The sequence below is a fragment of the uncultured Desulfovibrio sp. genome, from assembly GCF_944324935.1.
GTDB lineage: Bacteria > Desulfobacterota > Desulfovibrionia > Desulfovibrionales > Desulfovibrionaceae > Desulfovibrio.
Genome location: NZ_CALUYG010000041.1, coordinates 1 through 24,835, shown reverse-complemented (window position 1 = coordinate 24,835; position 24,835 = coordinate 1). Strand labels below are relative to the sequence as shown.

Annotated in this window: 23 protein-coding genes and 2 pseudogenes; 16 read left to right on the top strand and 9 right to left on the bottom strand. The window is 64.2% G+C overall.

The genetic code is table 11. From position 1 onward, the window contains the following. Positions 1–71: 71 nt before the first annotated feature. Together Q0J54_RS09640 and Q0J54_RS09635 are read right to left on the bottom strand one after the other, a co-directional pair. Positions 72–1,634 carry an SLBB domain-containing protein gene (locus Q0J54_RS09640; protein WP_296305260.1) on the bottom strand — a complete coding sequence of 521 codons (1,563 nt, stop codon included), beginning with the start codon at positions 1,632–1,634 and terminating at the stop codon, positions 72–74. Positions 1,635–1,750: 116 nt separating this feature from the next. Beyond that, positions 1,751–2,275 (bottom strand): DVU3141 family protein, encoded by a 525-nt coding sequence (locus tag Q0J54_RS09635; protein ID WP_296305259.1) that lies wholly within the window; start codon positions 2,273–2,275, stop codon positions 1,751–1,753. 184 nt (positions 2,276–2,459) lie between these two features. Here Q0J54_RS09635 and Q0J54_RS09630 point away from each other — a divergent pair, with 184 nt between their 5' ends. The 3 genes from Q0J54_RS09630 (at position 2,460) to Q0J54_RS09620 (ending at position 4,464) form a co-directional block, all read left to right on the top strand. Beyond that, positions 2,460–3,485: a molybdopterin-binding protein gene (locus tag Q0J54_RS09630; RefSeq protein ID WP_346667354.1), complete on the top strand. Its 1,026-nt coding sequence runs from the start codon at positions 2,460–2,462 to the stop codon at positions 3,483–3,485. 117 nt (positions 3,486–3,602) lie between these two features. Further along, positions 3,603–4,031, top strand: a complete 429-nt coding sequence (locus tag Q0J54_RS09625) for a MarR family transcriptional regulator (protein WP_296305257.1) — start codon at positions 3,603–3,605, stop codon at positions 4,029–4,031. A gap of 49 nt (positions 4,032–4,080) precedes the next feature. Then, the gene (locus Q0J54_RS09620; RefSeq protein WP_296305256.1) at positions 4,081–4,464 is read left to right on the top strand and encodes a cupin domain-containing protein; all 384 of its coding nucleotides are present in this window, start codon (positions 4,081–4,083) and stop codon (positions 4,462–4,464) included. A 69-nt stretch (positions 4,465–4,533) separates the two neighbouring features. Here the strand turns inward: Q0J54_RS09620 and Q0J54_RS09615 are convergent, their stop codons facing one another. Continuing rightward, positions 4,534–5,265, bottom strand: coding sequence for a bifunctional 2-polyprenyl-6-hydroxyphenol methylase/3-demethylubiquinol 3-O-methyltransferase UbiG (locus Q0J54_RS09615; RefSeq protein WP_296305255.1), 732 nt, complete (start codon positions 5,263–5,265; stop codon positions 4,534–4,536). A gap of 98 nt (positions 5,266–5,363) precedes the next feature. On the opposite strand from Q0J54_RS09615, the gene Q0J54_RS09610 reads away from it, so the two are divergent. Continuing rightward, positions 5,364–5,600, top strand: coding sequence for a helix-turn-helix transcriptional regulator (locus Q0J54_RS09610; protein WP_296305254.1), 237 nt, complete (start codon positions 5,364–5,366; stop codon positions 5,598–5,600). A gap of 348 nt (positions 5,601–5,948) precedes the next feature. Here Q0J54_RS09610 and Q0J54_RS09605 read toward each other — a convergent pair whose 3' ends face one another. Further along, entirely contained in the window at positions 5,949–7,289 is a 1,341-nt protein-coding gene (locus Q0J54_RS09605; RefSeq protein WP_296305253.1) for a UDP-glucose/GDP-mannose dehydrogenase family protein, read from the bottom strand. A 154-nt stretch (positions 7,290–7,443) separates the two neighbouring features. Between Q0J54_RS09605 and acpS the strand changes: the two genes are divergently transcribed. From acpS to Q0J54_RS09585, 4 genes are read left to right on the top strand one after another with little or no spacing between them, the layout of a single operon-like run. Further along, positions 7,444–7,827, top strand: a complete 384-nt coding sequence (gene acpS, locus Q0J54_RS09600; RefSeq protein WP_296305252.1) for a holo-ACP synthase — start codon at positions 7,444–7,446, stop codon at positions 7,825–7,827. A gap of 2 nt (positions 7,828–7,829) precedes the next feature. Beyond that, complete coding sequence (locus Q0J54_RS09595) at positions 7,830–9,491, top strand: NAD(P)H-hydrate dehydratase (protein ID WP_296305251.1); 1,662 nt, start codon at positions 7,830–7,832, stop codon at positions 9,489–9,491. Beyond that, complete coding sequence (tsaE, locus tag Q0J54_RS09590) at positions 9,485–9,997, top strand: tRNA (adenosine(37)-N6)-threonylcarbamoyltransferase complex ATPase subunit type 1 TsaE (RefSeq protein ID WP_296305250.1); 513 nt, start codon at positions 9,485–9,487, stop codon at positions 9,995–9,997. The genes Q0J54_RS09595 and tsaE overlap by 7 nt, the downstream gene beginning before the upstream one ends. Before the next feature lie 34 nt (positions 9,998–10,031). Then, complete coding sequence (locus Q0J54_RS09585) at positions 10,032–11,255, top strand: aspartate kinase (protein ID WP_296305249.1); 1,224 nt, start codon at positions 10,032–10,034, stop codon at positions 11,253–11,255. Between the two features lie 116 nt (positions 11,256–11,371). Here Q0J54_RS09585 and Q0J54_RS09580 read toward each other — a convergent pair whose 3' ends face one another. Both Q0J54_RS09580 and folK read right to left on the bottom strand, forming a co-directional pair. After that, positions 11,372–11,665 (bottom strand): TRASH domain-containing protein, encoded by a 294-nt coding sequence (locus Q0J54_RS09580; protein ID WP_296305248.1) that lies wholly within the window; start codon positions 11,663–11,665, stop codon positions 11,372–11,374. Positions 11,666–11,746: 81 nt separating this feature from the next. Then, a complete protein-coding gene (gene folK / locus Q0J54_RS09575; RefSeq protein WP_296305247.1) occupies positions 11,747–12,259 on the bottom strand; it encodes a 2-amino-4-hydroxy-6-hydroxymethyldihydropteridine diphosphokinase in 513 nt (170 codons plus the stop codon). 83 nt (positions 12,260–12,342) lie between these two features. Here folK and xerD point away from each other — a divergent pair, with 83 nt between their 5' ends. The 8 genes and pseudogenes from xerD to Q0J54_RS09535 all read left to right on the top strand — a co-directional run bounded on the left by xerD (position 12,343) and on the right by Q0J54_RS09535 (position 21,669). Then, on the top strand, positions 12,343–13,302 hold the full coding sequence (gene xerD / locus Q0J54_RS09570; protein ID WP_296305246.1) for a site-specific tyrosine recombinase XerD: 960 nt from the start codon (positions 12,343–12,345) through the stop codon (positions 13,300–13,302). Further along, a complete protein-coding gene (locus Q0J54_RS09565; RefSeq protein ID WP_296305245.1) occupies positions 13,299–16,013 on the top strand; it encodes a CBS domain-containing protein in 2,715 nt (904 codons plus the stop codon). Before xerD ends, Q0J54_RS09565 begins: the two co-directional genes overlap by 4 nt. Before the next feature lie 77 nt (positions 16,014–16,090). Next, positions 16,091–16,564, top strand: coding sequence for an HIT domain-containing protein (locus tag Q0J54_RS09560; protein ID WP_296305244.1), 474 nt, complete (start codon positions 16,091–16,093; stop codon positions 16,562–16,564). 24 nt (positions 16,565–16,588) lie between these two features. Then, positions 16,589–17,095: a lipopolysaccharide assembly LapA domain-containing protein gene (locus Q0J54_RS09555; protein ID WP_296305243.1), complete on the top strand. Its 507-nt coding sequence runs from the start codon at positions 16,589–16,591 to the stop codon at positions 17,093–17,095. Positions 17,096–17,271: 176 nt separating this feature from the next. After that, positions 17,272–19,935 (top strand): annotated as a pseudogene (mutS, locus tag Q0J54_RS09550) (DNA mismatch repair protein MutS); the annotation flags it as partial. 266 nt (positions 19,936–20,201) lie between these two features. Next, a complete protein-coding gene (locus tag Q0J54_RS09545; protein WP_296305242.1) occupies positions 20,202–20,621 on the top strand; it encodes a DnaJ family domain-containing protein in 420 nt (139 codons plus the stop codon). A gap of 142 nt (positions 20,622–20,763) precedes the next feature. Further along, positions 20,764–21,075: pseudogene (locus Q0J54_RS09540) on the top strand (flagellin); the annotation flags it as partial. 102 nt (positions 21,076–21,177) lie between these two features. Continuing rightward, positions 21,178–21,669, top strand: a complete 492-nt coding sequence (locus Q0J54_RS09535; protein ID WP_367172239.1) for a choice-of-anchor L domain-containing protein — start codon at positions 21,178–21,180, stop codon at positions 21,667–21,669. 174 nt (positions 21,670–21,843) lie between these two features. Here Q0J54_RS09535 and Q0J54_RS09530 read toward each other — a convergent pair whose 3' ends face one another. The 3 genes from Q0J54_RS09530 to Q0J54_RS09520 all read right to left on the bottom strand — a co-directional run bounded on the left by Q0J54_RS09530 (position 21,844) and on the right by Q0J54_RS09520 (position 24,609). Continuing rightward, positions 21,844–22,650, bottom strand: coding sequence for an ABC transporter permease (locus tag Q0J54_RS09530; RefSeq protein WP_296305241.1), 807 nt, complete (start codon positions 22,648–22,650; stop codon positions 21,844–21,846). A 40-nt stretch (positions 22,651–22,690) separates the two neighbouring features. Then, the gene (locus Q0J54_RS09525; protein WP_296305240.1) at positions 22,691–23,323 is read right to left on the bottom strand and encodes an ATP-binding cassette domain-containing protein; all 633 of its coding nucleotides are present in this window, start codon (positions 23,321–23,323) and stop codon (positions 22,691–22,693) included. An 86-nt stretch (positions 23,324–23,409) separates the two neighbouring features. Further along, entirely contained in the window at positions 23,410–24,609 is a 1,200-nt protein-coding gene (locus Q0J54_RS09520) for an XRE family transcriptional regulator (RefSeq protein ID WP_296305239.1), read from the bottom strand. Between the last annotated feature and the right edge of the window lie 226 nt (positions 24,610–24,835).

Here is a 24,835-nt window from a genome sequence, read left to right as displayed (position 1 = left end):
AGGATTCGTCATAAGCACATCCTTGTAGAATTGATGCGCTTCTTATAACATAAATCTCGTGTAAACACTACCTAGTTGAGCAGCGAGCTCAAGCCGAGCACCGTGCCTGCCGAGACGGCCACCTGCATGAGCACGGTGGAAACGTCCTTGACGGCCTGCATGTTCTTGGACTCCACCTTGGGCAGCACCAGGATCTGATCCCCGGGCCGGATGTCGTCCGTATCCCCGGAGACGGAACCGTTCTGGCGCATGACCAGCACATGGGCGCGGTCGGCACGGCTGTTGTAGCCGCCCGCCCCCTTGATGTAGTCGGCAAGGTCGTTGTCCTCGTTCCAAAGCATGGCCTGCGGGATCATGACTTCCCCGTTGACCAGCACCACGTCGCTCTTGGCGGGGATGACGATGATGTCGCCGTCCTCCAGCGTGAGATCCCCCACCTTGCCCCCGCGGCCCAGCACCACGATGCCTTCCGGCTCGATGGTCTTGGCCCGCTCCACGAACTTGGTGATCATCTCCGCTTCCTTGGCGCGGATCTGGGTCTCTTCGGAGCTGGAAGAGGACGCGGTAAGGGCGGTCTCCTCCAGACGGTGCAGGCTGTCGGCGAGCGCCTTTTTCTGCTGCTGCACCACGCTCTTGCGCTTGATGTGGATGGCGTCGATATTGGCCCGTCCGGGCTCCACGGCGATGAAGTTCAGCACTTCGGCCAGCCGCGCGCCGCGACGCACGGGAAAGCTGCGCGCCCCGCGCACCGCCCCCTGTACCTGCACGGAAATGGTGCTGCCGGGATTGTCGGCCATGAAGGTCAGGCTGTCGCCGTCCTGCAGCGGCAGGGAGGCCAGCTCCCGCAGGGGCAGATAGGTATTGTAGGGCGCGCCGTTGCGTATGCCCTTGAGGGCGATGTGGCTGGCGGTATTTTCCGGCTCGGCGAGCGTGAGGAGGTCCTTGCCGCTGGTCTGGCCCGCGCGCAGCTCGAACAGGGCCCCGTTGCGTACCGCGCCGGCAACGCTGACCGCCGGGCCCTTGTCCAGCACCACCAGCGTGTCGTTGTCCATGAAGCGCACGCCCGGCAGCTGCCCGCGCTGCACGAAGGGATAGAGGTCGAACTCCTGCAGGGTGCGCCCGCCGCGGTTGAGCTGGATGCGGCGATAACTGCCGCGCTGCGGGTCGATGCCGCCGGCCTTGTCCAGAAAGCTCAGCACCGTGTCGTTGGGCGTGCCGCTGTACCGGCCGGGCCGCACCACGTTACCGGTGATGAAGACCGATACGGGCTGATTGTCCAGGGGGGCCATATAGATCTGGCTGTCCGCGTGACCAGAGGCGGCCAGCTTGCTGCGCAGGGCGTCCGTCAGCTTGTCGTAGGCCAGCCCCGCCACCAGCATGTCGCCCACTTCGGGGATGGTGACGTGGCCGTTGCCGTCCACGGTGAGCGTGGTATCCACTGTCAGCGACCCGCCCCACAGCCGTAGGACGATGCGGTCACCGGGCAGCACCTGACCGCTCTTGCTTTCCTTGCTGAAATTTCCCTGAAAGAGATTGGCCCCGTAAGGAGCCGGCGTATCCGCCGCCTGCGCGTCCTGCTGCCAGAAAAGCAGGCCCAGCAGCAGGAGCGCCGTATAAAGAAGAGGACGTTTCATGCGAGTTCCTCGCTCTATTTAAGGGGACTGGAGAAACTTTTGCTCCCTCGTTGCTTCGAAGGGGCGACGAGGGAGCGGGAGAAGGTCGTGGCGGGGCGTTCCCCTGTGCGGCGGCGTTACAGGGAGGACGCCGGACGTTCCGTGCCGCCGTCCTTGTCCGCCGCCGGGGCCTCGGAGACAGCCGGAGCGGCGGGCTGGGCCGGCGTGTCCGTGGCCGCCGGACGGGTTGCCGCCGGCTGCTCGGCCGATGCCGGGGCCGGCGCGGCCTGCTTCGCCTGCGGGGCGGCGGCCTTTGTCGCGGGGGGAGGCGTCAGGCCCTGTCCCCAGACGCGGGGGGCCAGACGCCAGATACCCTGCCCGTCCCGGCAGATGACGACCACTTCGGCCTCCTGCCGCTGGCTGCGCACCGTGGCGCGGCGGCAGTTCTCGCCCGAGGCGGAGATGAAGTTGTCTTCAAGCAATACATGGACCTGCGGGCCGAACTGGGGATCGTCCACCGTGGTGCTTGCGCCCGGTGCGGCATTGATCAGAAAAGTCTCCACCGGGCCGGGCGGCGGCGGAGGCGGCGTGCTTTCTCCGCCGAAGCAGCCCGCCAGCGGAACCGTCAGGGACAGGGCAAGCAAAAGGACAGTTTTTTTCATGAAGGGCTCCTTGCGGGCCTTTGCCCGCCTGATTCATCTTGCAAAGATTACCGTTGCTGTCAATGCGCGCATGGCAGGCGGCATGGCCCGCATCGCCGCCGGGCTTGCGCTTTGGCGGCAATGGGCTAAAATGGTCGCTGCGCCGGGATGGCGCGCTTACGGAGGAAACATGGCGAAACTGGATATGCAAATCATTGATGTGCGGGATGCCGTGGGGACGGTGCTCTGCCATGACATCACCCGCATCGTGCCCGGGGAAAGCAAGGGGCCGGTGTTCCGCAAGGGGCATGTGGTGCGCGAGGAGGACATTGCCGTCCTGCTGGATGTGGGCAAGGAACACCTCTACGTCTATGCGCCCTGCCCCGGGCTGGTGCATGAGAACGACGCCGCCGCCCGCATCGCCGCGGCGGTGTGCGGGCCGCACCTGCGCCTGAGCGAGCCCAGGGAGGGCCGCATCAACTTTTCGGCGGACTGTCGCGGCGTCCTGGAAGTGGATGTGCCCACGCTGGCCGCCATCAACAGTATAGGGGAGATCACCCTGGCCACCCTGCACAGCATGCGGCTTGTGGAAGCCGGGCAGGATGTGGCCGGGACACGCGTGGTGCCGCTGATGATCGAGGAAGACCGCCTCCGCCGCCTGGAAGAGCTGGTGAGCGCGCCGGTGCTGCGGGTGCATCCGCTGGCCGCCGCCGCCGTGGGCATCGTGACCACGGGCAGCGAGATCTACAGCGGCCGCATCAAGGATGCCTTCGGGCCGGTGCTGCGGCAGAAGTTCGCCGATCTGGGCTGTACGGTGCTGGGCCAGACCCTGACCAGCGACGACGAGGCCATGACCTCGGCGGCCATCACGGATTTTGTGGCGCAGGGCGCGGACATGATCGTGGTGACGGGCGGCATGTCCGTGGACCCGGACGACAGGACGCCCGCCTCCATCCGGGCCACGGGGGCGCGGATCGTCACCTACGGCGCGCCTGTCTACCCCGGAGCCATGTTCCTGCTGGCCTTCCTGGAGACGGCGGGCAGGCGCATACCGGTGCTGGGCCTGCCGGGCTGCGTCATGTACCACAAGGCCAGCATCTTTGAGCTGATGGTGCCGCGTCTGCTGGCCGGGCTGGACATCCGCGCGGAAGACATAGCGGCGCTGGGGCATGGCGGCTTCTGCTCCGGCTGTCCGCAGTGCCGTTATCCGGTGTGTCCGTTCGGCAAGTAGACGAAAAAATTTTTCCGAATCCCGCAAGCGCCCGTATCTTGTGATGCGGGCGCTTGCGCGTTCGGAGATCCTTTTTCGGAGCGGAAAGTCGTTGACAATGATTCGATGTCGAACTATATGAACTCCATGACATACCGTTCCATCTTTGCCAATGCCTCCCGCCTGCGCGAAATGGGCAACGCCTATATCCAGGCCGAATTGCAAAGCGCCGGGTTGACGGGGCTGGCTCCGAGTCATGGTGATATCCTGGCCTGTTTGCTTGCGCAGGATGCCTGCCCTATGAGCGAGCTGGCCCGCCGGGTGCGCCGCAGCAAATCCACGGTGACCGCGCTGGTGGAAAAGCTGGAGCAAAGCGGCTTTGTGGATCGGATGCCGGATGGGCGGGATTCCCGCAGCGTGCGCGTATGTCTGACCCCGCGCGGAGAAGAGCTCCGCCCGGTTTTCGACAGGGTGTCTGCGGGGCTGGAGCAGTTGCTTGCCGAGCGCCTTGCGCCGCAGGAGCTGGACATGCTGGACAAGCTTCTTGTCCGCTGTCTGGAGAGGTAATGAATTTTTTTTATGTTTAAAGTTCGATGTCGAACTAAAGGAGAACATGATGTCACACTATCTGCTTGCCCGCATCGACATGGCCGAAGGCCGCAGCGAACTCCATGAGCTGCTGCACCTCACAGGAGCCGAGATCTCCTGCAATACCCTCCCGGCCGGCGTGAGCATCCCTTTTGTTCATGCCCATACGGAGAATGAGGAGATCTATCTTGTCCTGGACGGCTCTGGCTGGTTGTATGTTGATGGCGAGGAAGTCGCGATACGCCAGGGAGACTGCTTCCGCATCGACCCGCAGGGACAGCGCTGCCTGCGGGCAGCCGACGACAGTCCGCTGCGCTATGTGTGCATCCAGGTTCGAGCGGGCAGCCTCGGCAACTTCACGCAGTCCGATGCCGTCGTGCTGCAGGATGGCCCGAAGCCCAGCTGGTTATAGGCTGACCATCTGTCCGGTGCATCTTATGCGTGTACGGCGGGGAGAGCGCTTGCTTTTCCCGCCGTACTTCTATGCTTCGCGCCGCAGGAGGTAGACGGCGCGCTGCGGGCGGCTCAGCACAAAACAGGTATGGCGCACGAGGCGGAAGCCGTTTTGCTCCGCCAGTTCCCGCACTTCTTCGGGATCGAGCCGCAGCGTATATTCCGAAGGGCGGCGCTGTGCTTCCGGCAGCCCCCTGTCCTCGGAATGCCACTGATTGCCCGGCATCTGATCGTAATGGCGCGTCACCATGTCGCAGGCAAGGTAGCCGCCCGGTTTGAGGGCAGGCCCGTAGAGTCGCAGGAAAGCGCCAAGATCCGCACCGGGGATATGGTACAGCCAGTTGACGGAAAGGATGCCGTCCAGCTGCTGCGGCAGACGTGCGGGATGCAGGGCGTCGTCAGGCCAGACTTCGAGCGGAAGATGCAGGTTGCCCGCCAGCCGCATGCCCAGCTCCAGCGCCTCGGATGAGATGTCCGACCCTGCCAGCCTGCGAAAGCCCCGCTGCCCCAGCCAGAGGAGATTGGCGGCACTGCCGCAGCCAGGTTCAAAAACGACCGCGTCACGGGGCAGCACGCCGCACAGCCAGCGGCAGGCCGTACAGGCATGACGACGCCACTGGCGCTTGCGGATGGCGTATTCATGCCAGTGCGGCGCTCTCGTTTTGTGCATGAAGCCCTTCAACATCTCAGGCGAGATGCCTTTCAAGGCATTGCCGATGGGCAGACGATCCAGCACATAGGATACCAGCGGGATGAACATGGAGTTTCCCTCCTCGTTTTTTCTTGGAGAAAAATATCCTATTTTGGGATATTATGCAAGCTCAACTAGCCTCGTCGAAAAGATGAGGTCCAATCACCATGTCCACAGGAGAAACTCGAGCGTATGAGGCGTTGACGGCAGTCCTCAAGCGGACACGCAAGCAGTGCGGTCTTACCCAGGTGGCGCTTGCCGCACGCCTCGACAAGCCGCAATCATATGTATCGAAATATGAAAGCGGTGAACGCAGGCTTGATATCATTGAATTTTTTACCATTGCGCAAAAGATGGAGGTCGATCCCGTGGCCATGCTCAGGGAAGCCGGCCTGCTTGACTAGGCATTACGCTTGCCGCGATCCTCACCAGACAGAGGCATCATTTTTGCTGCTTTTTTGAGAGGATATGAAATTTTTGTTACGTTCTTATGACACGATGGCGCTTTTTCAGGAAAAAGGGATGCCGCGTGTTCAATGTGGAGCGGAGATGTGAGGCTCCGCGCTGGCGTCATCCATGTGCAGGATGGGCGCTGTGCGGAACTGAGGGGAAGGGAGGAGGAAGTCGGGATCAGGTTGAGGACAGGCAGACCCTGTGCCGGTGGCGTTTGGCGCGGTAGGTCCGGGCCGGAAAAAGAAAGAGACAGGCGTGGACCTGTCTCTTTTCTTCAAGGTGTGGTTGGGGAAGCCGTTTTACTGCACGTCGCTCTTCCTGCCGATGCAGAAGTAGGCGAAGCCGCGTTCGGCCATGGCCGAGGGCGAATAGAGGTTGCGTCCGTCAAAGAGCAGCGGAGCGGTCAACAGGCTGCGGATGCGTTCGAAATCCGGGTTGCGGAACTGGTTCCATTCGGTGACGACCAGCAGGGCCTGCGCCCCGTCGCAGACGGCGTACTGCTCGTCGCAGATCTCCACCAGCGGATTGTCGGCGAAGATGGTGCGGGCATTGTCCGCCGCCACAGGGTCAAAGGCGCGGATGCGCATGCCCTCCGCCGTCAGCGCGGAGATGATGCTGATGGCGGCCGCCTCCCGCATGTCGTCGGTATTGGCCTTGAAGGCCAGCCCCCAGACGGCCAGCGTCTTGCCCTTCACCCCACCTTGCGGCGCGAAATATTCCTTGATGCGTTCGGCCATGTGGCGCTTCTGCCGGGCATTGACGGCTTCGACGGCATGCAGCAGCGTCGGGGTGACGCCGGCATGCTCGGCCGTATGGATGAGGGCCTTGACGTCCTTGGGGAAGCAGGAACCGCCGTAGCCCACGCCCGGATAGATGAACTGGTAGCCGATGCGCGAGTCCGAACCGATGCCCGTGCGCACATCGCGCACGTCGGCCCCCACCCGCTCGCAGATGGTCGCGATCTCGTTGATGAGGGGGGTCTTGGTGGCCAGCATGCAGTTTGCCGCATACTTGGTCATTTCCGCGCTGCGGATGCCCATGACGATGAGCTTGTCCCGCGTGCGGGCAAAAGGAGCGTACAGCTCGCGCATGAGGTCCGCCGCCTTTTCGGACTCCGTGCCCAGCACCACGCGGTCGGGCTTCATGAAGTCGTTGATGGCGTCCCCTTCCTTGAGGAATTCGGGATTGGACACCACCTCGAAGGGGATGCTGACGCCGCGCCGCTCAAGAGCCTCGCCGATGAGCGTCCGCACGCGGTCGGCCGTGCCCACGGGCACGGTGGACTTGTCCACCACCACAAGCTCATGCTGCATGTGGCTGCCGATGGCCGTGGCGACCTGCTCCACATAGTGCAGATCGCAGGAGCCGTCTTCGCCGGGAGGCGTGCCCACGCAGATGAAGGCGCATTCCGCTTCGGCGAGACCGTCCTCAAGGCTGGTGGTGAAGGTCAGACGCCCGTCCGCCCGGCTGCGCTGCACCATGTCTTCCAGCCCCGGCTCGAAGATATGCACCTTGCCCGCATTGAGTTTGGCGACCACGGCGGGATTGACGTCCACACAAACGACGGTATTGCCCATTTCGGCGAAACAGGCGGCGCTGACAAGGCCCACATAGCCTGTTCCCACGATGCAAAGTCTCATTCTTGCTCCTGGAGGCGTCATCGGCCGGGCCGCTTGACGCCGGTAAAGGGATACGTTCAAATGCGTAAGACATTCTACGTTTTTTTGGCGCGATGGGCAACGTCCGGCAAGCGCCTGACGGTCAGCGCGGGAGACAGGGCGCAGGAGAAAGGGCATGGTGGTAGGCATGGGAACGGATATCGTGGAGGTGGACCGCGTCGCTGCCGGGCTGGAGCGCTTCGGACGGCGTTACGCCGCCAGAATCCTCAGCCCGGCGGAGCTCGCGTTGCTTGCTCCGGGCGGCGGTCTGCCGTCCGCCGCCCGTCTTGCCGGGCGCTTTGCGGCCAAGGAGGCCGCGGTCAAGGCGCTGGGCACAGGCTTCAGCGCGGGCATCGGCCTGCATGATGTGGAGATCCTCGCCGATGCCGGCGGCGGGCCGCGCCTTTGCCTCTCGGGGCAGGCCGGGGCGCGCCGGCAACGACTCGGGGCGCGCAGCCTGCATGTGTCCATCAGCCATGAGCGGCATTATGCCGTGGCGGTCGTCATTCTGGAGAAGTAAGCATGGTCATGTCCACTCTGCCTCCCCTGCCGCTGCCGGAAGAGATGCGGCAATGGGACGAAGCCTCCTTTGCGCTGGGCCTGCCGGAAGTCATGCTCATGGAAAACGCCTCGCGCGCGGCTCTGCGGGCGCTGGAGGATTGCGGCGTGCCGCTGGCGGGACGTCGGGTCTGGCTGTTCATGGGCGGCGGCAACAACGGCGGCGACGCCGCCGCGCTGGCCCGTCATCTGCTGGATGCGGGGGCTCAGCCCACGGTCTGGCATACACGGCCCCTGGGGCAATACCGGGGCGCGTGCGGCCAGCATGTACGCATGGCGCGCCGTTGCGGCGTCTCCTTCCTGCCGGTGGGGCGCTGTCTCGCCGGCGACGGGCGCAAGGGGCAGGCCCTGCCGCATGTGGTGGTGGACGGCCTGCTCGGCACGGGCTTCCACGGGGAGCTGAGGCCGGACATGCTTGCCCTCGTCCGCCGCATCAACGCCCTGCGGCGCGAGGCCTTCGTCCTGTCGCTGGATGTGCCTTCCGGTCTGGATGCGGCGAGCGGACGCCCCCTGCCGGAAGCCGTGCGCGCCCATGCCACCGTGACCTTTGAAGCCGCAAAGTTCGGTCTCGTCCTGCCGGAAAGCGTTCCCTTCACGGGACGGCTGCTCATCCTGCCCATCGGCATCCCGCTGGCGGTGCGCCGTACGGCGCCCTGCTCCGCCCGTCTGCTCAGTGCGGACGTCCTGGGGCATCTGCCGCCCTTCCGGCCGCAGGGCTACAAGAACTCTTACGGCCATGTGCTGGTGGTGGGCGGCGCGGAGGACCTGTGCGGCGCGGCCCATCTTGCCGCGCGGGCCGCTCTGCGGGCCGGGGCCGGGCTGACAAGCGCGCTCGTGCCCTGCGGCAACGGTCTTGCCGTCCGTAACGGGCTGGCGGAGATCATGGTGCGGGAAATGCCGGGAAGCGCGCCGGGGCTGTGGCCGTCGCTGCCGTCGGGCAATCTGCGGCTGCTGCTGGAAGGGAGCGTGGACAGGGTGCAGGCGCTGGTCATCGGGCCGGGCATGGGCCGCGGCGAGGCGGCACAGACCCTGCTGCGCGCCCTGCTCTCCTGCCCGCAGCGGCCCAGCGCCGTGCTGGATGCGGATGCGCTGGTGCTGCTCTCTCGCGAGCCTGAGCTTTTGCGGGCCCTGCGGGAGCAGGATGTGCTGACGCCGCATCCGGGCGAAGCGGCGGCACTGCTGGGCACGACGGCCGCCCGGGTGCAGGCGGATCGTCGCGGGGCCCTGCGAGCCCTCTGCGCCCTGACGCCGGCCTGTGTGGTGCTCAAGGGGGCGGGGACCCTCATCGGGCAGCAGCGGGGGCAGCGGCTGCGGCCTGTCTGCGTGAGCCCGTGGGATGTACCCGCCCTGGCCGTGGGCGGCAGCGGCGATGTGCTGGCGGGCTGCATGGGCGCGCTGCTGGCCCGCCGTGCGGCGCATCCCGCCGCGACGCCGGAAGAAGACTGCCCCGTGGATGTGCTGACGCTTGCCGCCGTAGGCGTGAGCTGGCATGCGCTGGCCGGCCGCGCCGTGGCCGGGCAGTACCCGACGCGCGGCAATCTGGCCCACGAACTGGCCGACGTCCTGCCGTCCGTGCATGCGGCGCATGGCGGATGCCGGCCCGCCACGGGAGACGGCAGATGCTGAAGGAATGCTCCCTCGTACTGGCTTCCCTCGAGGATACCCGGCGGCTGGGCCGCCTGCTGGCCGCCCTCCTGCGGGAGGATGCCGCCGTGCGGCTCTGCCTGCTGCACGGCGAGCTGGGCAGCGGCAAGACGACGCTCGCCCGCGCCGTGGTGGAGGCCCTGCCCGGCGGCGACCGGGCGGAGATCTCCAGCCCGACCTTCACGCTGTGCAACAGCTACCCCACCTCGCCGCCCGTCCTGCACGCCGATCTCTATCGTTGTCCCGGCGGAGCGCCTGACGAACTGTGGGATGCGCTGGACGACGGGAAGAGCCTCTGTCTCGTGGAATGGGGAGAAGCCCTGCCGGCGGCGGATTTGCCCAAGGAATATCTGGACATCCGGCTGGACTCGTGCGAAGAAAAACATTTTGTGACGCTGCGGGCCGGAGGCCCGGCCGCACAGCGCCTGGTTGAACGGCTGCAAGAGGGATGGCCCAGCCTGCAAGGGGTCGATCCTGTTGCCTTGTGATTCACTTGTTGCAGTCAGGTGGCGTGAGAGTGGCATGAAGATTCTCGTGCAAAAATTTGGCGGCACTTCGGTAGCTGATCTGGAGTGCATGAAAAAGGTTCGTGAAAAGGTCCTTGCCGGTCTGGCCAGGGGCAACAAGATGGTGGTGGTGCTCTCTGCCCGTTCGGGCGAGACGAACCGCCTGCTTGCCTTGGCGGACGAATGGTCCAATACGCCGGACAAGGCCGAATGCGATGTGCTGGTTTCCACCGGGGAACAGGTGTCCATCGCCCTGTTCACCATGCTGCTCAAGGATGCGGGCGTCCGCGCGTGCTCCCTTCTGGGCTGGCAGATCCCCATGACCACGGATGACGACTACGGCCGGGCGCGTATCACGGATATCGACAGCGCCAGACTGCGTGTCTTCCTGGAAGACTACGATGTGCTGGTCGTGGCCGGTTTCCAGGGCTGCACCGATGGGGGCCGCATCACCACGCTGGGCCGGGGCGGGTCGGACACGTCCGCCGTGGCGCTTGCCGCGGCGCTCGGTTCCGTGGAATGCGAGATCTATACGGATGTGGACGGCGTCTACACCACCGACCCCAACATCTGTTCCACCGCGCGCAAGATGGATCGTGTGGCCTACGAGGAAATGCTCGAGATGGCGAGCATGGGGGCCAAGGTGCTGCACATCCGCTCCGTGGAATTTGCCAAGAAGTACAAAGTGCCGGTACGGGTGCGCTCGACCTTCACGGATGATCCCGGCACCCTAGTTACCCAGGAGGATTCGAGCATGGAAGCTCTTCTTGTTTCCGGCATCGCTTACGATAAGGATCAGGCCCGCGTGACCCTGCATGAAGTGCCGGACGTGCCCGGCGTGGCTGCCGCCGTTTTCGGCCCGCTCTCCGAAAAGGGCGTGCTTGTGGATATGATCGTGCAGAACACGAGCCTCGACGGGCATACGGACATCACCTTCACCGTTTCCCGCAAGGATCTCAATCAGACGCTGGCCATCATGGACGAAGTGGCCAGGAAGATCGGCGCTTCCGAAGTGGTGCACGACGTCAACGTGGCCAAGGTCTCGGCCATCGGCGTGGGCATGCGCAACCATTCCGGCGTGGCCGCGCGCGCCTTTGCCGCCCTCACCCAGGAAGGCATCAATATCCTGATGATCAGCACCTCGGAGATCAAGATCACCATCCTCATCCAGGAAAAGTATGTGGAGCTTGCCGTGCGCATCCTGCACGATACCTTCGGCCTGGACTGGGACATCAACTAGACCGGCGTTTCTTCCGCCAGCAAGAGAAAAAGGCGGCGCTGCCCCGGGGCAGCGCCGCCTTTTGCCGCGGCATCGCGGAGATCGGCGGAAGGCGACGAAAGTCGCTCCGCTTTCGGTCATTCCTTGGCGGGCAGTTCCCGTCCGCCTTCCTGAAGGCGCTTGAGGAACTTGTCGCGACAGTCGTAGCTGCAGAAGCGGTAGACCTTTTCGCCGTCCCGCACGGTGATGCTCTCATCCACGGAAACGTAGGCGCCGCATTCCGGGTCCTTGACCATTTCCCCGGCGGCGACCTTGCGTTCCATTTCGGCGGCGTCTTCCTTCTTGTCCGCCTGTTTCTTCTTCAGGATGTCATTGGCAAACATGCGGTACAGCACATAGACCGCCACGGCCAGGATAAGCCATTTCCACATAGATACTCCTTGACGGTAGGATATGCACACGCGGACGGCGCGGCAGGCTGTTCCAGCCTGTAGCACGGCCGCGCCGAAAGGTCACTGAAAAATTGCCCGCCCTTCCCTGCGCCAGACCAGACGCTCCAGCCATTGGGCGATGCTGCGCCCGTTGACGACGAGATCCGGCGTCAGTTCCGCCAGCGGCACGAGCACGAAGGCCCGCTCGCACAGCCGCGGGTGCGGCAGCAGGCAATGGACATCCGCACTTGTCACATCGCCAAACAGCAGCAGATCCATGTCGATGCTGCGCGGGCCGAAGCGCAGGGCCGGGTCGCGACGCCGGCCCAGCGCCGCCTCCATGCCCAGCATGGCGGCCAGCAGTTCGCGCGGTCGCCAGCGCTCCGTCTCCACGGCCAGCTCCAGCACGGTGTTCTCAAACCACGGCTGTTCGCCATAGCCCTGTGGCTCGGTGGCGTAGCGGGAGGCCGCCCGCACAAGGCGCAGGCCTTCCAGCCGTTCCAGCGCGGCGCAGGCGGCGTCGAGCATGTGCGGGGCATCGGGCGTATTGGAGCCGAGGCTCACATAGACCGGCAGTTCGGCAGTGAAGGTCATGTGCGAGAAGTAGCGTACAACGGGCGGGGATGTCAAAGCATGGGAGGCTTGCTCCGCCGGCTGAGGCAGGCTACCATGAGCGTATGGAGAACGCCGCCCCCTCCCCTACGTCCTCCCTTGCGGAGCTGCGCGCCGCGCTGGCGCGCCTTGTCCCTGTCTGGTGCGATGCCCTGCTGGCCGAGCGGGGCCTTTCCGTGCGGACGGTGGAAGCCTACCGGCAGGACATGGACTTGTTCCTTCTTTATCTGGATGAATGGAACATGGGGCGGGGAGCCGCCCTGAGCGCCGTCCAGCTCGGCGAACAGGACGTCATGTTCTTTCTGGCCTGGCTGCGGGCGCGACAGAACACGGGGCGCAGCCTGGCCCGGCGGCTGTCGGCCCTGCGCAGTTTTTTTGCCTTTGCCGTGGAGGAAAGGGTCCTTGCGGCCAATCCCGCCGCCCTGCTGGAAAGCCCCCGGCTGCCGCAGCATCTGCCCGAGGTGCTGAGCCGCGAGGAGATGGACAGCCTGCTTGCCCAGCCGGATCCGCGCGACAAGTCCGGCCGGCGGGATCGCTGCCTCATGGAGGTGCTGTACGCGGCGGGCCTGCGGGTGTCGGAGGTCTGCGGGCTGACGCTGGAGGATGTGGACTTGCAACGCGGTCTCCTGCGGGTGTTCGGCAAGGGCAGCAAGGAGCGCCTCGTGCCCCTGCATGCCGAGGCGCAGGCCCGTCTTCAAGACTATATCGCCCATTGCCGTCCCGATTTTTCGCCCAACAGCCGCCTGCTCTTCGTCAATCGTTCCGGCAACGGCCTCACCCGGCAGTACGTCTGGAAAGCCATCAAGAAATACGCGCTGGCGGCGGGCATCCGCCGTGAGATCTCGCCGCATACCTTCCGGCATTCCTTCGCCACGCATCTGCTGGAAGGGGGCGCGGATCTGCGCTCGGTCCAGGTGCTGCTGGGCCATGCGGACATCAGCGCCACGGAGATTTATACCCATGTGCAGGCCGAACGCCTGCGCAGCATCCATCGTGCCCATCACCCCCGGAGCCAGTCCCGATGACAGCCGTTTCCACTCTCGTCACCTGCCATGCCAATGCCGATTTCGACGCCTTTGCCGCCATGCTGGCCGTCCGGCATCTGTACGGCCCCTGCATCCTGCTCTTTCCCGGCACGCAGGAGCGCGGCCTCCAGAAGATCGTCGCCTCCGTGGACAGGGAGCGGTACGGGCTGTGCGAGAGCGACGACATCGACTGGGAGGCCCTGACCTGTCTTGTGGTGGTGGATACCCGCCAGCGGGATCGTTTGCAGCATGTGGGACGTCTGCTGGATCAGGAGGGGATGCGCGTCGAGGTCTGGGATCATCATCCCGATTCCGGGGATGATGTGGTGGCGACGGTGACCCATCGGGCCGAGGTGGGCGCGGTGACGAGCCTCATCGTCAAGGCCCTGTCCGTCGCCGATGTCCGGCTGGAGGCGGACGAAGCCACCCTGCTCGGCCTCGGCATCTACGGCGATACCGGTTCGTTCACCTATTCCTCCACCACGCCCCAGGATTTTGAGAGCGCCGCCTGGCTCCTGACGCAGGGCATGCGCGTCAACGACATCGATGACATGGCCGCGCATGAGCTCACCAGCGCCCATGTGCGGGCGCTGAACAGCCTGCTGGAGTCGGCCCGCACCTATACCATCAACGGCATCCCCGTGGTCATCGCCGAAGCCTCGATGGAGCATTACCTCGGCGACTTCGCCTATCTGGCCCACCGGCTCATGGAAATGGAAAAATTCACGGTGCTCTTTGCCATCGGTCGCATGGAAGACCGCATCCAGGTGGTGGCCCGCAGCCGGACGGAGCTCATCAACGTGGGGGCCGTCTGCGCGGAGCTGGGTGGCGGCGGGCATGCCTATGCCGCCTCGGCATCCGTGCGAAACATGATGCTCAACGAAGTGCATGACGCCATCGTGCGCAATCTGCGCGGCCAGCTCGGGGAGGACAAGACCGCCCGGGACTACATGTCCACCCCCGCCGTGGGCATCGAATCGGACAAGTCCATACGCGCGGCCGACGAGCTCATGCTCCATTTCGGCCTCAAGGCCGTGCCCGTCTTCGTACCCGGCACGCGCCGTTGCTGCGGCATACTGGACGCCCAGACGGCCTCGCGGGCCCGTCTGCACGGTCTGGGCGAATTCACGGTGGAAAACTACATGCTCCGCACCCCTGCCCTGCTGCCGCCGGAAGCGCCGCTCAGCGAGCTTTCGGCCATCATCGTGGGGGCGCGCCAGCGCCTTGTGCCCATCGTGGAGCATGACGAGGTCGTCGGCGTGGTGACGCGCACCGACCTCATCAACGTCTTTGCCAACGAGCCCGTGCAGCTCAAGGAGAACGACCAGCCGGTCATCAAGCCGCGCAATGTGGCCAAGCTCATGCGCGACAGGCTCTCGGCCCACACGCGTTCCATCCTGGAGCTGGCCGGCAATCTGGGCCGCAAGCTGGGACTGCCCGTGTATGTGGTGGGCGGCTTCGTGCGCGACATCCTGCTGGACCGGGACAACGAGGACATTGATCTGGTGGTGGAGGGCAACGGCATCGAGCTGGCCCGGGCGCTGGCCGAGGCCCTCGACGGGCGCGTGCGCGAGCACCAGAAGTTTATGACGTCGGTGGTCATCTATACCGGCCCGGAGGGCGAGGAGCTGCGCATCGACGTGGCCACGGCCCGTCTGGAATATTATGAATATCCCGCCGCCCTGCCCACGGTGGAACTTTCCTCCATCAAGATGGACCTGTTCCGGCGGGATTTCACTATCAATGCCCTGGCCATCCGGCTGGACTGTTCGCCCTACGGGCAGATGGTGGACTTTTTCGGCGGCCAGCGGGACATCAAGGACGGCAACATCCGCGTCCTGCATACCCTGAGCTTCGTGGAAGACCCCACGCGCTGCCTGCGGGCCGTGCGCTTCGAGCAGCGCTACGGCTTCCATATCGATCCGGCGGCGGAAAGGCTCATCAAGAACGTCCTGTCGCTCAATCTGCTGGACAAGTTGAGCAGCCCGCGCATCTACCATGAATACAGCCATATGTGCATGGAACCCAATCCGCCGGCCTGTTTCATCCGCATGGAGGAACTGGGGCTGCTCAAGGCCGTCAGTCCGCTGCTGACGCTCATCCCCACCCGGCGCGAGACCCTCATGCGCATGCGGGAAATGATAAGCTGGTATCATCTGCTCTATCTGGAAGAGCCGGTACAGCACTGGCTGGCCTATTTCCTGGCTCTTTGCCATAACCTCAACTACGAGGACGCCCGCAGCGTCTACGAGCGTCTCGGTCTGCCGCCGCAGCGGCGGGCGGCGGTCTTCCACCTGCGGGAAAAGGCCCGCTACCTGTGCACGCGGCTGGAGAGCTGGCAGCGCAAGCAGAGCGATGCCCACACGGACGTGTTCGGCTTCTGGAAGATGCTGGAGGGGCTTGAGCTGGAGTTTTTGCTCTATCTCATGGCCGCCACCGATGAAGAGGGCCTGCAGAAGAATTTTTCCCGCTACATCACCCAGTGGCGCAAGGAAAAAACGGATATCGGCGGCTCGGATCTCATCGCGCTGGGCCTGCGTCCCGGTCCGCGCTTCACCGAGATCCTGCGGCAGGTACTGGCCGCCAAACTCAACGGCACGGCGGTCAGCCCCGAAGCGCAGTGGGAGCTGGCCCGCGATCTCGTTCAGGAGGCGCTGGCCCAGGCGGCCGCGTCCGGGCCGGAGACCGGACGGGCGCACAGGGCCGTGTGAGCGCATGGCGCGGGCATCTCACGAACGTCGGCCTGCGGGCTTGCCCTCGGCGCGGAGGAGGTATATAGTCACCAACTATGAAACAGCTCTGGGCGCCGTGGCGCATCGAATATATCCTGGGGCCGAAGCCTGATACCTGCGTGTTCTGTCTGCCGGAAACGACGGAAGAGGACGAGGAACGCCTTGTCCTGCACCGTGCAGGGCGCGCCTTTGTCATTATGAACCGTTACCCCTACAATAACGGACATATCATGGTCTGCCCCTACCGCCACGTTTCCGAACTGACGGAACTCACCCGCGAGGAAACCCATGAAATCATGGATCTTGTGCAGCGTTGCAGCGGGATCCTCAAGCAGCACTTCAACTGTGAGGGCATCAATGTGGGGCTCAATCTCGGCAAGGCCGCCGGCGCGGGCATCGGCGAGCATCTGCATTTCCATCTTGTGCCCCGCTGGAACGGGGATTCATCCTTCATTGCCGTGATGGACGACGTACGGACCGTCCCCCAGCACATTCGCGAGACGTACAGGGCCCTGCGGGCCTGTTTTTAACGAAAAGCGCCATGAGGAGGAGCTATGCGCTTTCTTAAAGTCCTGATTCTGGTTGTGGCAATCTTTCTGGCGCTGGTTTTTCTGTTCCAAAACCAGACGGCCCTGTCTCAGGACATGGTGCTGACGCTGAATCTTTTCTTCATGGAGCCCATGTCGTCCATCCCCCTGCCTTTCTACTTCATGCTCATCGTCGCCTTTGCGCTGGGCGCGCTGCTGTCCGTCTGTTTCCTCGTCTGGGACAAGATGCACGGCACGGCCCGCTTCATGAAGGCCCGCTGGCGCATCAGCCAGCTTGAACGCGAAGTGGAAAAGCTGCAAAAGCAGCTGACCGCCGAAGGCAAGAAGCAGTCCTTCTTCCAGCGTGCCCGCCAGAACAAGGAAGCCGCCGCGCAGGACAAGCCCGCTGAGAAGCCCGTCGAGGCCCCTGCGGAAAAGCCCGCCAACACCAAGCCGCTGGAAACGACGGCCAAGGAAGCTGAGGCGGCCGCTCCTGTCGAGGACATCGTGGCGCCCGATCCCGACAAGCCCTAACAGGGCCATTTCATGGGTGGTTTTCCCGGGGGCGGCATCATCGTCTGATGGTGTCGCCCCGTTGTGTCTGTCCCTCTTGCCCGATATGTGCCGCCATGCCCCTCACCCCCGATCTTTCCGCCGCCACTTCGTCAGCTTCGCCGGTGCAGACCCCCGCCGGCGCAAAGCTTACCCCCATGTTCGAGCAGTACCTCCGCATCAAGGCCGAGCATCCCGATGCCCTGCTCTTCTATCGCATGGGGGATTTTTACGAACTCTTTTTCGACGATGCGGTCACGGCCGCCCGGGAATTGCAGATCGCCCTGACCAGCCGCAGCAAGGACAGCGAAAATCCCGTGCCCATGTGCGGCGTGCCCTGGCATGCCGCGCAGAGCTACCTTGCCCAGCTGGTGGACAAGGGCTACCATGTGGCCATCTGCGATCAGGTGGAGGATCCGCGGCAGGCAAAGGGGCTCGTGCAGCGTGCCGTGACGCGCGTGGTGACGCCGGCAACCGTGCTGGACGACGCCAATCTGGACAGCAAGAGCCATAACTACCTCGGCGCGCTGCTGCTGGAGGACAACGGCCGGGGAGGCTTCACCTGGGCCGACATCTCCACCGGGCAGTGGTCGGGCGTGGAGCTGCGCCGGACAAGCGAGCTGTGGCAATGGGCGCAGAAGCTGGCGCCGCGCGAGCTGCTCGTCCCTGACGACATGACCCTGCCGCCGCACTGCCTGCTGGAGGGCATTCGCCTCGTGCGGCTGCCGCGCACGGCCTTTGATGCCGGCCGGGCCGCGCAGCGCGTGCTTCGCGCTCAGGGCGTGCAGGAGCTCCAGGCCCTTGGTCTTCAGGACAAGGAAGCGCTCCTGCGGGCCTGCGGCGGTCTGCTGCACTACCTGGAGCAGACGCAGAAGCGCCTTCCCGAGCATCTCCTTCCTTTCCAGCCGCTCGATCTGGGGCGGCGCATGCTCGTCGACGACGTGACGGAGCGAAACCTGGAGATCTTTTCGCGCCTGAACGGCCGCAAGGGCAAGGGGACGCTGCGGCATGTGCTCGACCAGACCATGACCCCCATGGGCGGGCGTCTGCTGGAGGACATGCTCCGCCACCCGTGGCGGGAACGCGGGCCCATCGTCCGCATTCAGGACGCCGTGGCCCTGCTGCACGGCGATGACGTGCGGCGCGAGCGCCTGCGGGAAGCGCTGGATGCCGTCTACGACATCGAGCGGCTTTCCACCCGTATCACGCTGGAACGCGCCACGCCGCGGGATTTCATCGCCCTGCGCAACAGCCTTGCGGCCCTGCCGCGCGTCTATGCGGCCCTGACCACGCCGACGGACGGACAGTACGCCACGGACGAGCAAAGCCTCGGCAACGACCTGCCCGCCGCCCTGCACGAACTTTGCGCCGGCTGGGATTCGCTGGAGGACTGTGCCGCCCTGCTTGCCCAGGCGCTGGTGGACAATCCGCCCACGGTCATCACCGACGGCGGTCTGTTCAAGCCAGGCTACCACGCGGATCTGGACAGCCTCATGGACCTTGTGGAGCATGGCGAGCAAAAACTTCAGGAAATGCTTGAAGAGGAGCAGCGTGCCACGGGCATCGGCAAGCTCAAGCTCGGCTACAACCGCGTGTTCGGCTACTTTTATGAGGTCAGCAAGGCCGCCCATAGCGGCCCCCTGCCCGATCACTTCATCCGGCGGCAGACGCTCGCCAATGCCGAGCGCTTCACGACCCCCGCTCTCAAGGAGCTGGAAGATAAGCTCCTTTCCGCTTCGGACAAGCGGAAGGAACTGGAATATTCCCTCTTCGTGGCCCTGCGGGCGCACATGGCCGCCCAGCGGGAGCGCCTGTTGCATATGGCGGATGTGCTGGCCCAGCTGGACTACTGGCAGTCACTGGCCCATGTGGGACGACGGAACGGCTGGTGTCGTCCCGCGCTCGAGGATGCTCCTCAGCTCTTTCTGCGTGAGGGCCGGCATCCGGTGGTGGAAGCCATGGTGGGCAGCGCCAATTTCGTGCCCAATACGGTGGTGCTGGACGACAGGCGGCGGCTCTGCCTGCTCACGGGGCCCAATATGGCCGGCAAGTCCACCGTCCTGCGTCAGGTGGCCATCATCTGCCTGCTGGCCCAGATGGGCAGTATGGTCCCGGCCGCCGAAGCGCGTATCGGTCTCGTGGACAGGCTGTTCTCGCGGGTGGGCGCATCGGACAATCTGGCGCAGGGGCAAAGCACCTTCATGGTGGAGATGATGGAGACCGCCCGCATCCTGCGGCAGGCCACCCGGCGCAGCCTGGTCATCCTGGACGAGATCGGCCGCGGCACCAGCACCTATGACGGCGTGGCCCTGGCCTGGGCCGTGGTGGAGAATCTGGCCGGACGTCTTGGGGGCATACGCACCCTCTTTGCCACCCACTACCATGAGCTGACCGCGCTGGAGGGGCGCATCCCCGGCGTCTTCACCATGAATATCGCCATCAGGGAGCATAACAACGACATCCTGTTCCTGCATCGTCTGGTCCCCGGTCCGTCCGACCGCAGCTACGGCGTGGAGGTGGCCCGTCTGGCCGGGGTCCCTGCCCCGGTGGTGCAGCGGGCGCGGGCCATCCTGGCCGATCTGGAGCGCGGCAGGGACGGACGGCGCGGCGAGGCGCCGGTCTCCCTTGCCCTGCCCGGTCTGGACCTGCCGGCCGCTCCCGCAAAACGGAACAGGGGTACTGCCGCCGTCGATCCGCAGGAAGCCTGTCAGGCGCTGCCGCAGGAACATCCCCTTGTCCTGCTGCTGCGGGATGTGGAGCCGGAGAAGCTGACTCCGCTGGAGGCGCTCCGCCTGCTGACGGAATGGAAACAGCTCTGGGGCATGCCGCCGCGTCCTGACGGCGGAGCGGAAAGCACGGTTGTCCTGCAGGATGCTGCCGCGGGAGAGGAAGCTCGCGACCATGCGGGGCTTTCCTATGCCGTGTCGCCCGCCGATGCCGGGGATATGGACGAACCGCCATTTTAGCGCTTTTTGTGACAGGTGTGCCGGCGCGGGGACAGGACCGCCCGCATGGCTGCGGCCGGACAGCCCTGTTATTCCCCGTCATGCGGCAAGCGTGGCGGCAAGCGTGACGGAAGGAAAGAAATATGAGTCAGCCCAATCCGTGGAGCGTCATCCAGTCCATTGCCGAACAGCGCATCGCAGAGGCCCAGGAACAGGGCGCATTCGATGATCTGCCCGGGGCGGGACGTCCGCTGCGACTGGAAGACGACAGCCATATCCCGGAGGAGCTGCGCATGGCCTACAAGGTGCTGCGCAATGCCGGCTGTCTGCCGCCGGAGATGCAGGAGCGCAAGGACATCGCCAATCTGGCGGACATGCTGGAACAGTGCGAGGACGAACAGGAGCGCGTGCGGCAGATGCAGAAGCTCCGCCTGCTCGTCATGCGTGCCAAAACCCGCCATGAACGCGTGCTGCATCTGGACGACGAACAGTATTATGACCGCCTGCTGGACAGGCTCTCCCGCAAGACGTCCGCTGTCCCTTCGCCGGAGAAAACACGGTAGAGCCCATAAGGGCATCTCCAGAGCATTCCCGCCTGAGGTTGCCCCTGAGGTCGCCGTGCTCTCGTCAGGTCGGCCTGGCATGGCAGGTCGTACCACTGGGACGGGCCGCCCGAACTCCTGTTCCGTGCATGCGGCCAGGGGAATGTGCTCCGCTTCCCGGCACATCTCGGCAAATTATACTCCCCTTTTTGATTCGGTACGCAAACTGTCGACAGGGCTGCGCGTGGAGCAGGCGGCTACCGGCACTTATGATTCCACCCAGCGCCTGATGCTCGACAGCGAATTCCAGCAAATGGCCAAAGAAATAGACCGCATTGCCCGATCGACGGATTTTAATGGCATAACCTTGCTGGATGGCACGCTTTCCGGCAGGCATGACGGTTCCGGTCTTGTCTCCACGGGGTCGGCCAAGATCCACTTCGGGACGGCCAATGACAGCGCGGAAGACTATTTTATGTGGATATGGGCAGAGTGGATACCGTCGGGCTCCAGCTCGGCGGTTTTCTCCAGACGCAGGAGTTTGACTGGCCGCCGGACGCATCCCCTTCCATCATGAATCCCTGGGCAGTTATATTACGCGGATATCTCCACAGCGGCGAATTCCATCGTCAGTGATGACGTGACGCTGGTCGCCGCGACCTATACAGGGCACAAGAAATCACTGGGAACGTTCACCAACGGAGCGGGAGCCGGACTTGGGGAAACCATGGGCAACGGCCTTATCCTCAGCTCCGGCAACGTGGTCGATGCCGATTCTCCGCCCAGCGGGACAGTAAGTTCGTCCATGAATACGGCGGGGGATTTCTATCTCGAGACAGGTATGGGCAGCCATGCGGGATGGCGGGCGCTGATGCGTGGGGATCGCATACGAAAGACGGTACTGCCGTGCCTTGCCGCAGGGCTCCTTTTTCTGGCGTTCTGCACGGAGTTTTTCGCCAATGCGGGAGCTCTCGTGGCGAGCCGGGGATATTTCATCCCGAAGGAATCCTCTCTTTTTACCTTCCATGTGACGCAGGACAATACCGGCAATGGGGAATACTGGCTGTAGGGAGAAGATGATGCCTTCTTCTATTATGTCGGCGTGACCCCCTATGCCGTCATGGCAAAGGATGTGCCCTGTCCCGGTTTGGACAAGCTGGATTATCGGACCTGGTGCGGCGTTGCCGTCCCGGCGCATGACGGCTATCCGCAATGATCCTCTTTTCCCTTCTCTCCTTGCGGACTAGACATGCCGCTCCGGCTGCCGGGCATCGCCGGGCAGGCGGATGCACATGTCCGTATCCCAGAGGCTGCGGTAGCCCCAGAGCAAGGCGCTGAGCACCGTCAGGCAGACAGTGGCGCAAATGGCCATCATAATGCTGCCCTGATACAGGATGGCCGTGGCCGGATCGGCTCCGGCAAGGATCTGACCGGTCATCATGCCCGGCAAAAAGACGATGCCCATGCCCAGCATGGAGTTGAGCGTAGGCAGAAGCGCCGTCTCCAGTGCCGTGCGTACCAGCGGGAAAAGGATGCGCTGCGGGCGCACGCCCAGATTGACCAGGGTGCGGATGCGCGCCTGTTGCCCCTGCAGGGCCGTTTCAAAACTCTTGAGCGCCAGACTGAGGCCGGTCATGGCGTTGCCCATGAGCATCCCTCCCAGCGGGATGGCATATTGCGGATCGAGGGCGTTTTGCCGCGCGATGCAGGTCACGAAAAATACGGTGGAAAGCAGGCCGCAGCAGGCAAGGCAGCAGGCGACGCAGCGGGCAAAGCGCCGGTTGAGCTGCGGGTGGCGTCCCAATACGGTACGGATGGTGAAGCAGGTCATAAGGGCCAGGTAGGCGGCCGTGAGCAGCGGATGAGGGTGGGCAAACAGCCAGGTCAGCACAAAACCGGCCAGGATGAGCTGGAGGGTCATGCGCAGGCCGGCCATGAACAGCAGGCGCGTCTGTGCGATGCGGCAGACCTTCATAATGCCGCCGACCATGAGCAGCAGGACGTAGGCCAGCAGAAAGGGCAGTATCTGGGCGATCAGAGCGGATTCCATGTCATCTTCCGTGGGTATTGGACAAAAGGGGCCGGACGGCTCAGGCAAGTTCCAGCAGGCTGTCGGCAAAGCGGGCGGCCAGTTCCCGATCATGGCTGACCAGAAGAACGCTCATGCCGTGCTGCGCGGCAAAATCGCGTACACTGGCCATGAGGCGGTGGGCCGTGGCGCCGTCCAGGGCCGATGTCGGCTCGTCGAGCAGCAGGACGCGCGGCACAAAAGAAAGGCAGACGGCCAGAAAGACCCGCTGCCGCTCCCCGCCGGAAAGCGCGCCGCAGGGACTGCCGATGGACAGGGGGCAGGCGCAGAGGTCAAGAAAGCGCCGCATGCCGCCGGGGCGTGGCTCCGGCAGCTCGCGCAGCGCGTAGAACTGGCGGAAGGTGTCGGCGATGCTGCCGTCAAAGAGGAAGACCTCCTGCCCGGCCAGCAGAACGTCGCGCCGCAGCTGCAACGGATCAAGGGAGCGGACATCCCGACCATCAAGACAGACCTGTCCTGTGGTGGGGACAAGGGTACGGTTGCAGAGCCGCAGCAAAGTACTCTTGCCGCAGCCGCTGGGCCCGCAGATGACGTTTATGCCCTGCCGCTGGAAGGTGATGTCAGGATAACGGGTCCCGGCAAAGGAGAGGTCGTGGGTGGTCAGGATGGGCTGTAAGGCCGGGGTGCGGGACATCACAAGGCATTCCTCCTGCCAAGATGGGATGTGGATCGAGCGGGGGGCAGTGCCGCCGGCCGTGCCTGCCCTCCGAAGTGGGAGCGTTACGTATTTTCCGCCGCCTGTTCCCAGCGGCTGAAATCCAGCTCGCTTGCTCCCCCTCCCTCTCCGTCAAGCAGACGTGACGCCCGCTCCCGTATGGCGGTCTCAATGAGCGTCAGCCGCCGCGGAGAAAGGTTGTAGCGGGGATGCCGCTTCAGCCTGACGTGCAGCAAACGGCCCAGGCCTTCACGATGACGGTCTTTCAGGCAGGCCTTTGCCACGGAAAAAAAGTCGCTGTAGCAGGCGGGCGTCTGGGCATCCGCAAATGCAAGAAAGGCCTGCCTGCTCTCCAGTTCGGCCTGAGCGGCAAAGTTGAACAGGGAGTTGCCGTGATCGAAAAACGGCGCCGGTCCGGTCAGACGGTTGCTTTCCGATGCGACGAGAAAGCCGAAGTTGCCCAGATGCCGGTCGGTATTGCCGATGACCGCATCAAGGACGAACATGTCTTCCAGGGCTGACCTGCATTCCTGCCCAAGCCCTGCGTAGTGGTTGATGACGGCCTGCATGCCCCCACTTTGCACGATCTGCCCGACAGGCACGAATCCGCTTTCCTTGCTGGTGAACAGCTCGCAGCGAGAACAGAGCGTTTCCTTCCATCGGGTCAGCGTATAGGGAATGGCGTTGACGCCCAGCAACTGGGCGACCTGCCATGCATAATACTCCGAGTAGGGTTCGTTGCCGGTATTGGATGCGCCTTCCGTCCCTCCCTTGTACAGGCAGATCTTTCCTGACAGTCTCCGCCAGCACTTGGGGAGCATGCCGTTGGTCGTGAATTCGGGACTGGATGCCACGGGGCCGCGTACGGCGCTTCCCTCGCCGGTAAAGGCCATATGGGCCAGCAGCTCGCTGAATTTGTTGTCGTAAAGATTGCACTGCGCAAAGCTTTGGGTGAAATCGGAGCGGACGACCCAGTAGCTGTCATTAAGCGACAGTCCTTTGCTGACGTCCATGATGGCCAGTGTGGCATTGGGTGACAAGCCGAGTCTGGCCAGAAAGGAATGGATGAAGGCCCTGTTCCTGGGGATTTTACGAGAACGCAGCCAGCGGGCCACGCCCGTATTGCTCGCCTCCATCCCCAGCGGCAGCAGCGGTAAGGCTTCCTGCTCCATGCGGGTTATGCTGACTTCGGGCATATCGCCCGTATCAACAGCGGAAAATCGGATCAGCTCCCTGTCAAAGAGCTTCAAAATATAGTCAGTCATATCAGCTCCTCCATTGGGGCTTCCGCTTTGCCGGCAAGAGGATATGCTCCCTGCGCTTGCCCGTCTGTTTTTTTCGAACGCCCGCGACTATCCCGCCTCGTCCTCGTGAGGAAAGCCGCTGGGGAGGGGAAAGCCCTGCCGCGCTGGCAGCGACCGAAAGGCGGCCGCAGGCCGTGCCCGTTACGACGAAGGAAGTTACGGGCATCGACAGCAGAGCGCGACCGAA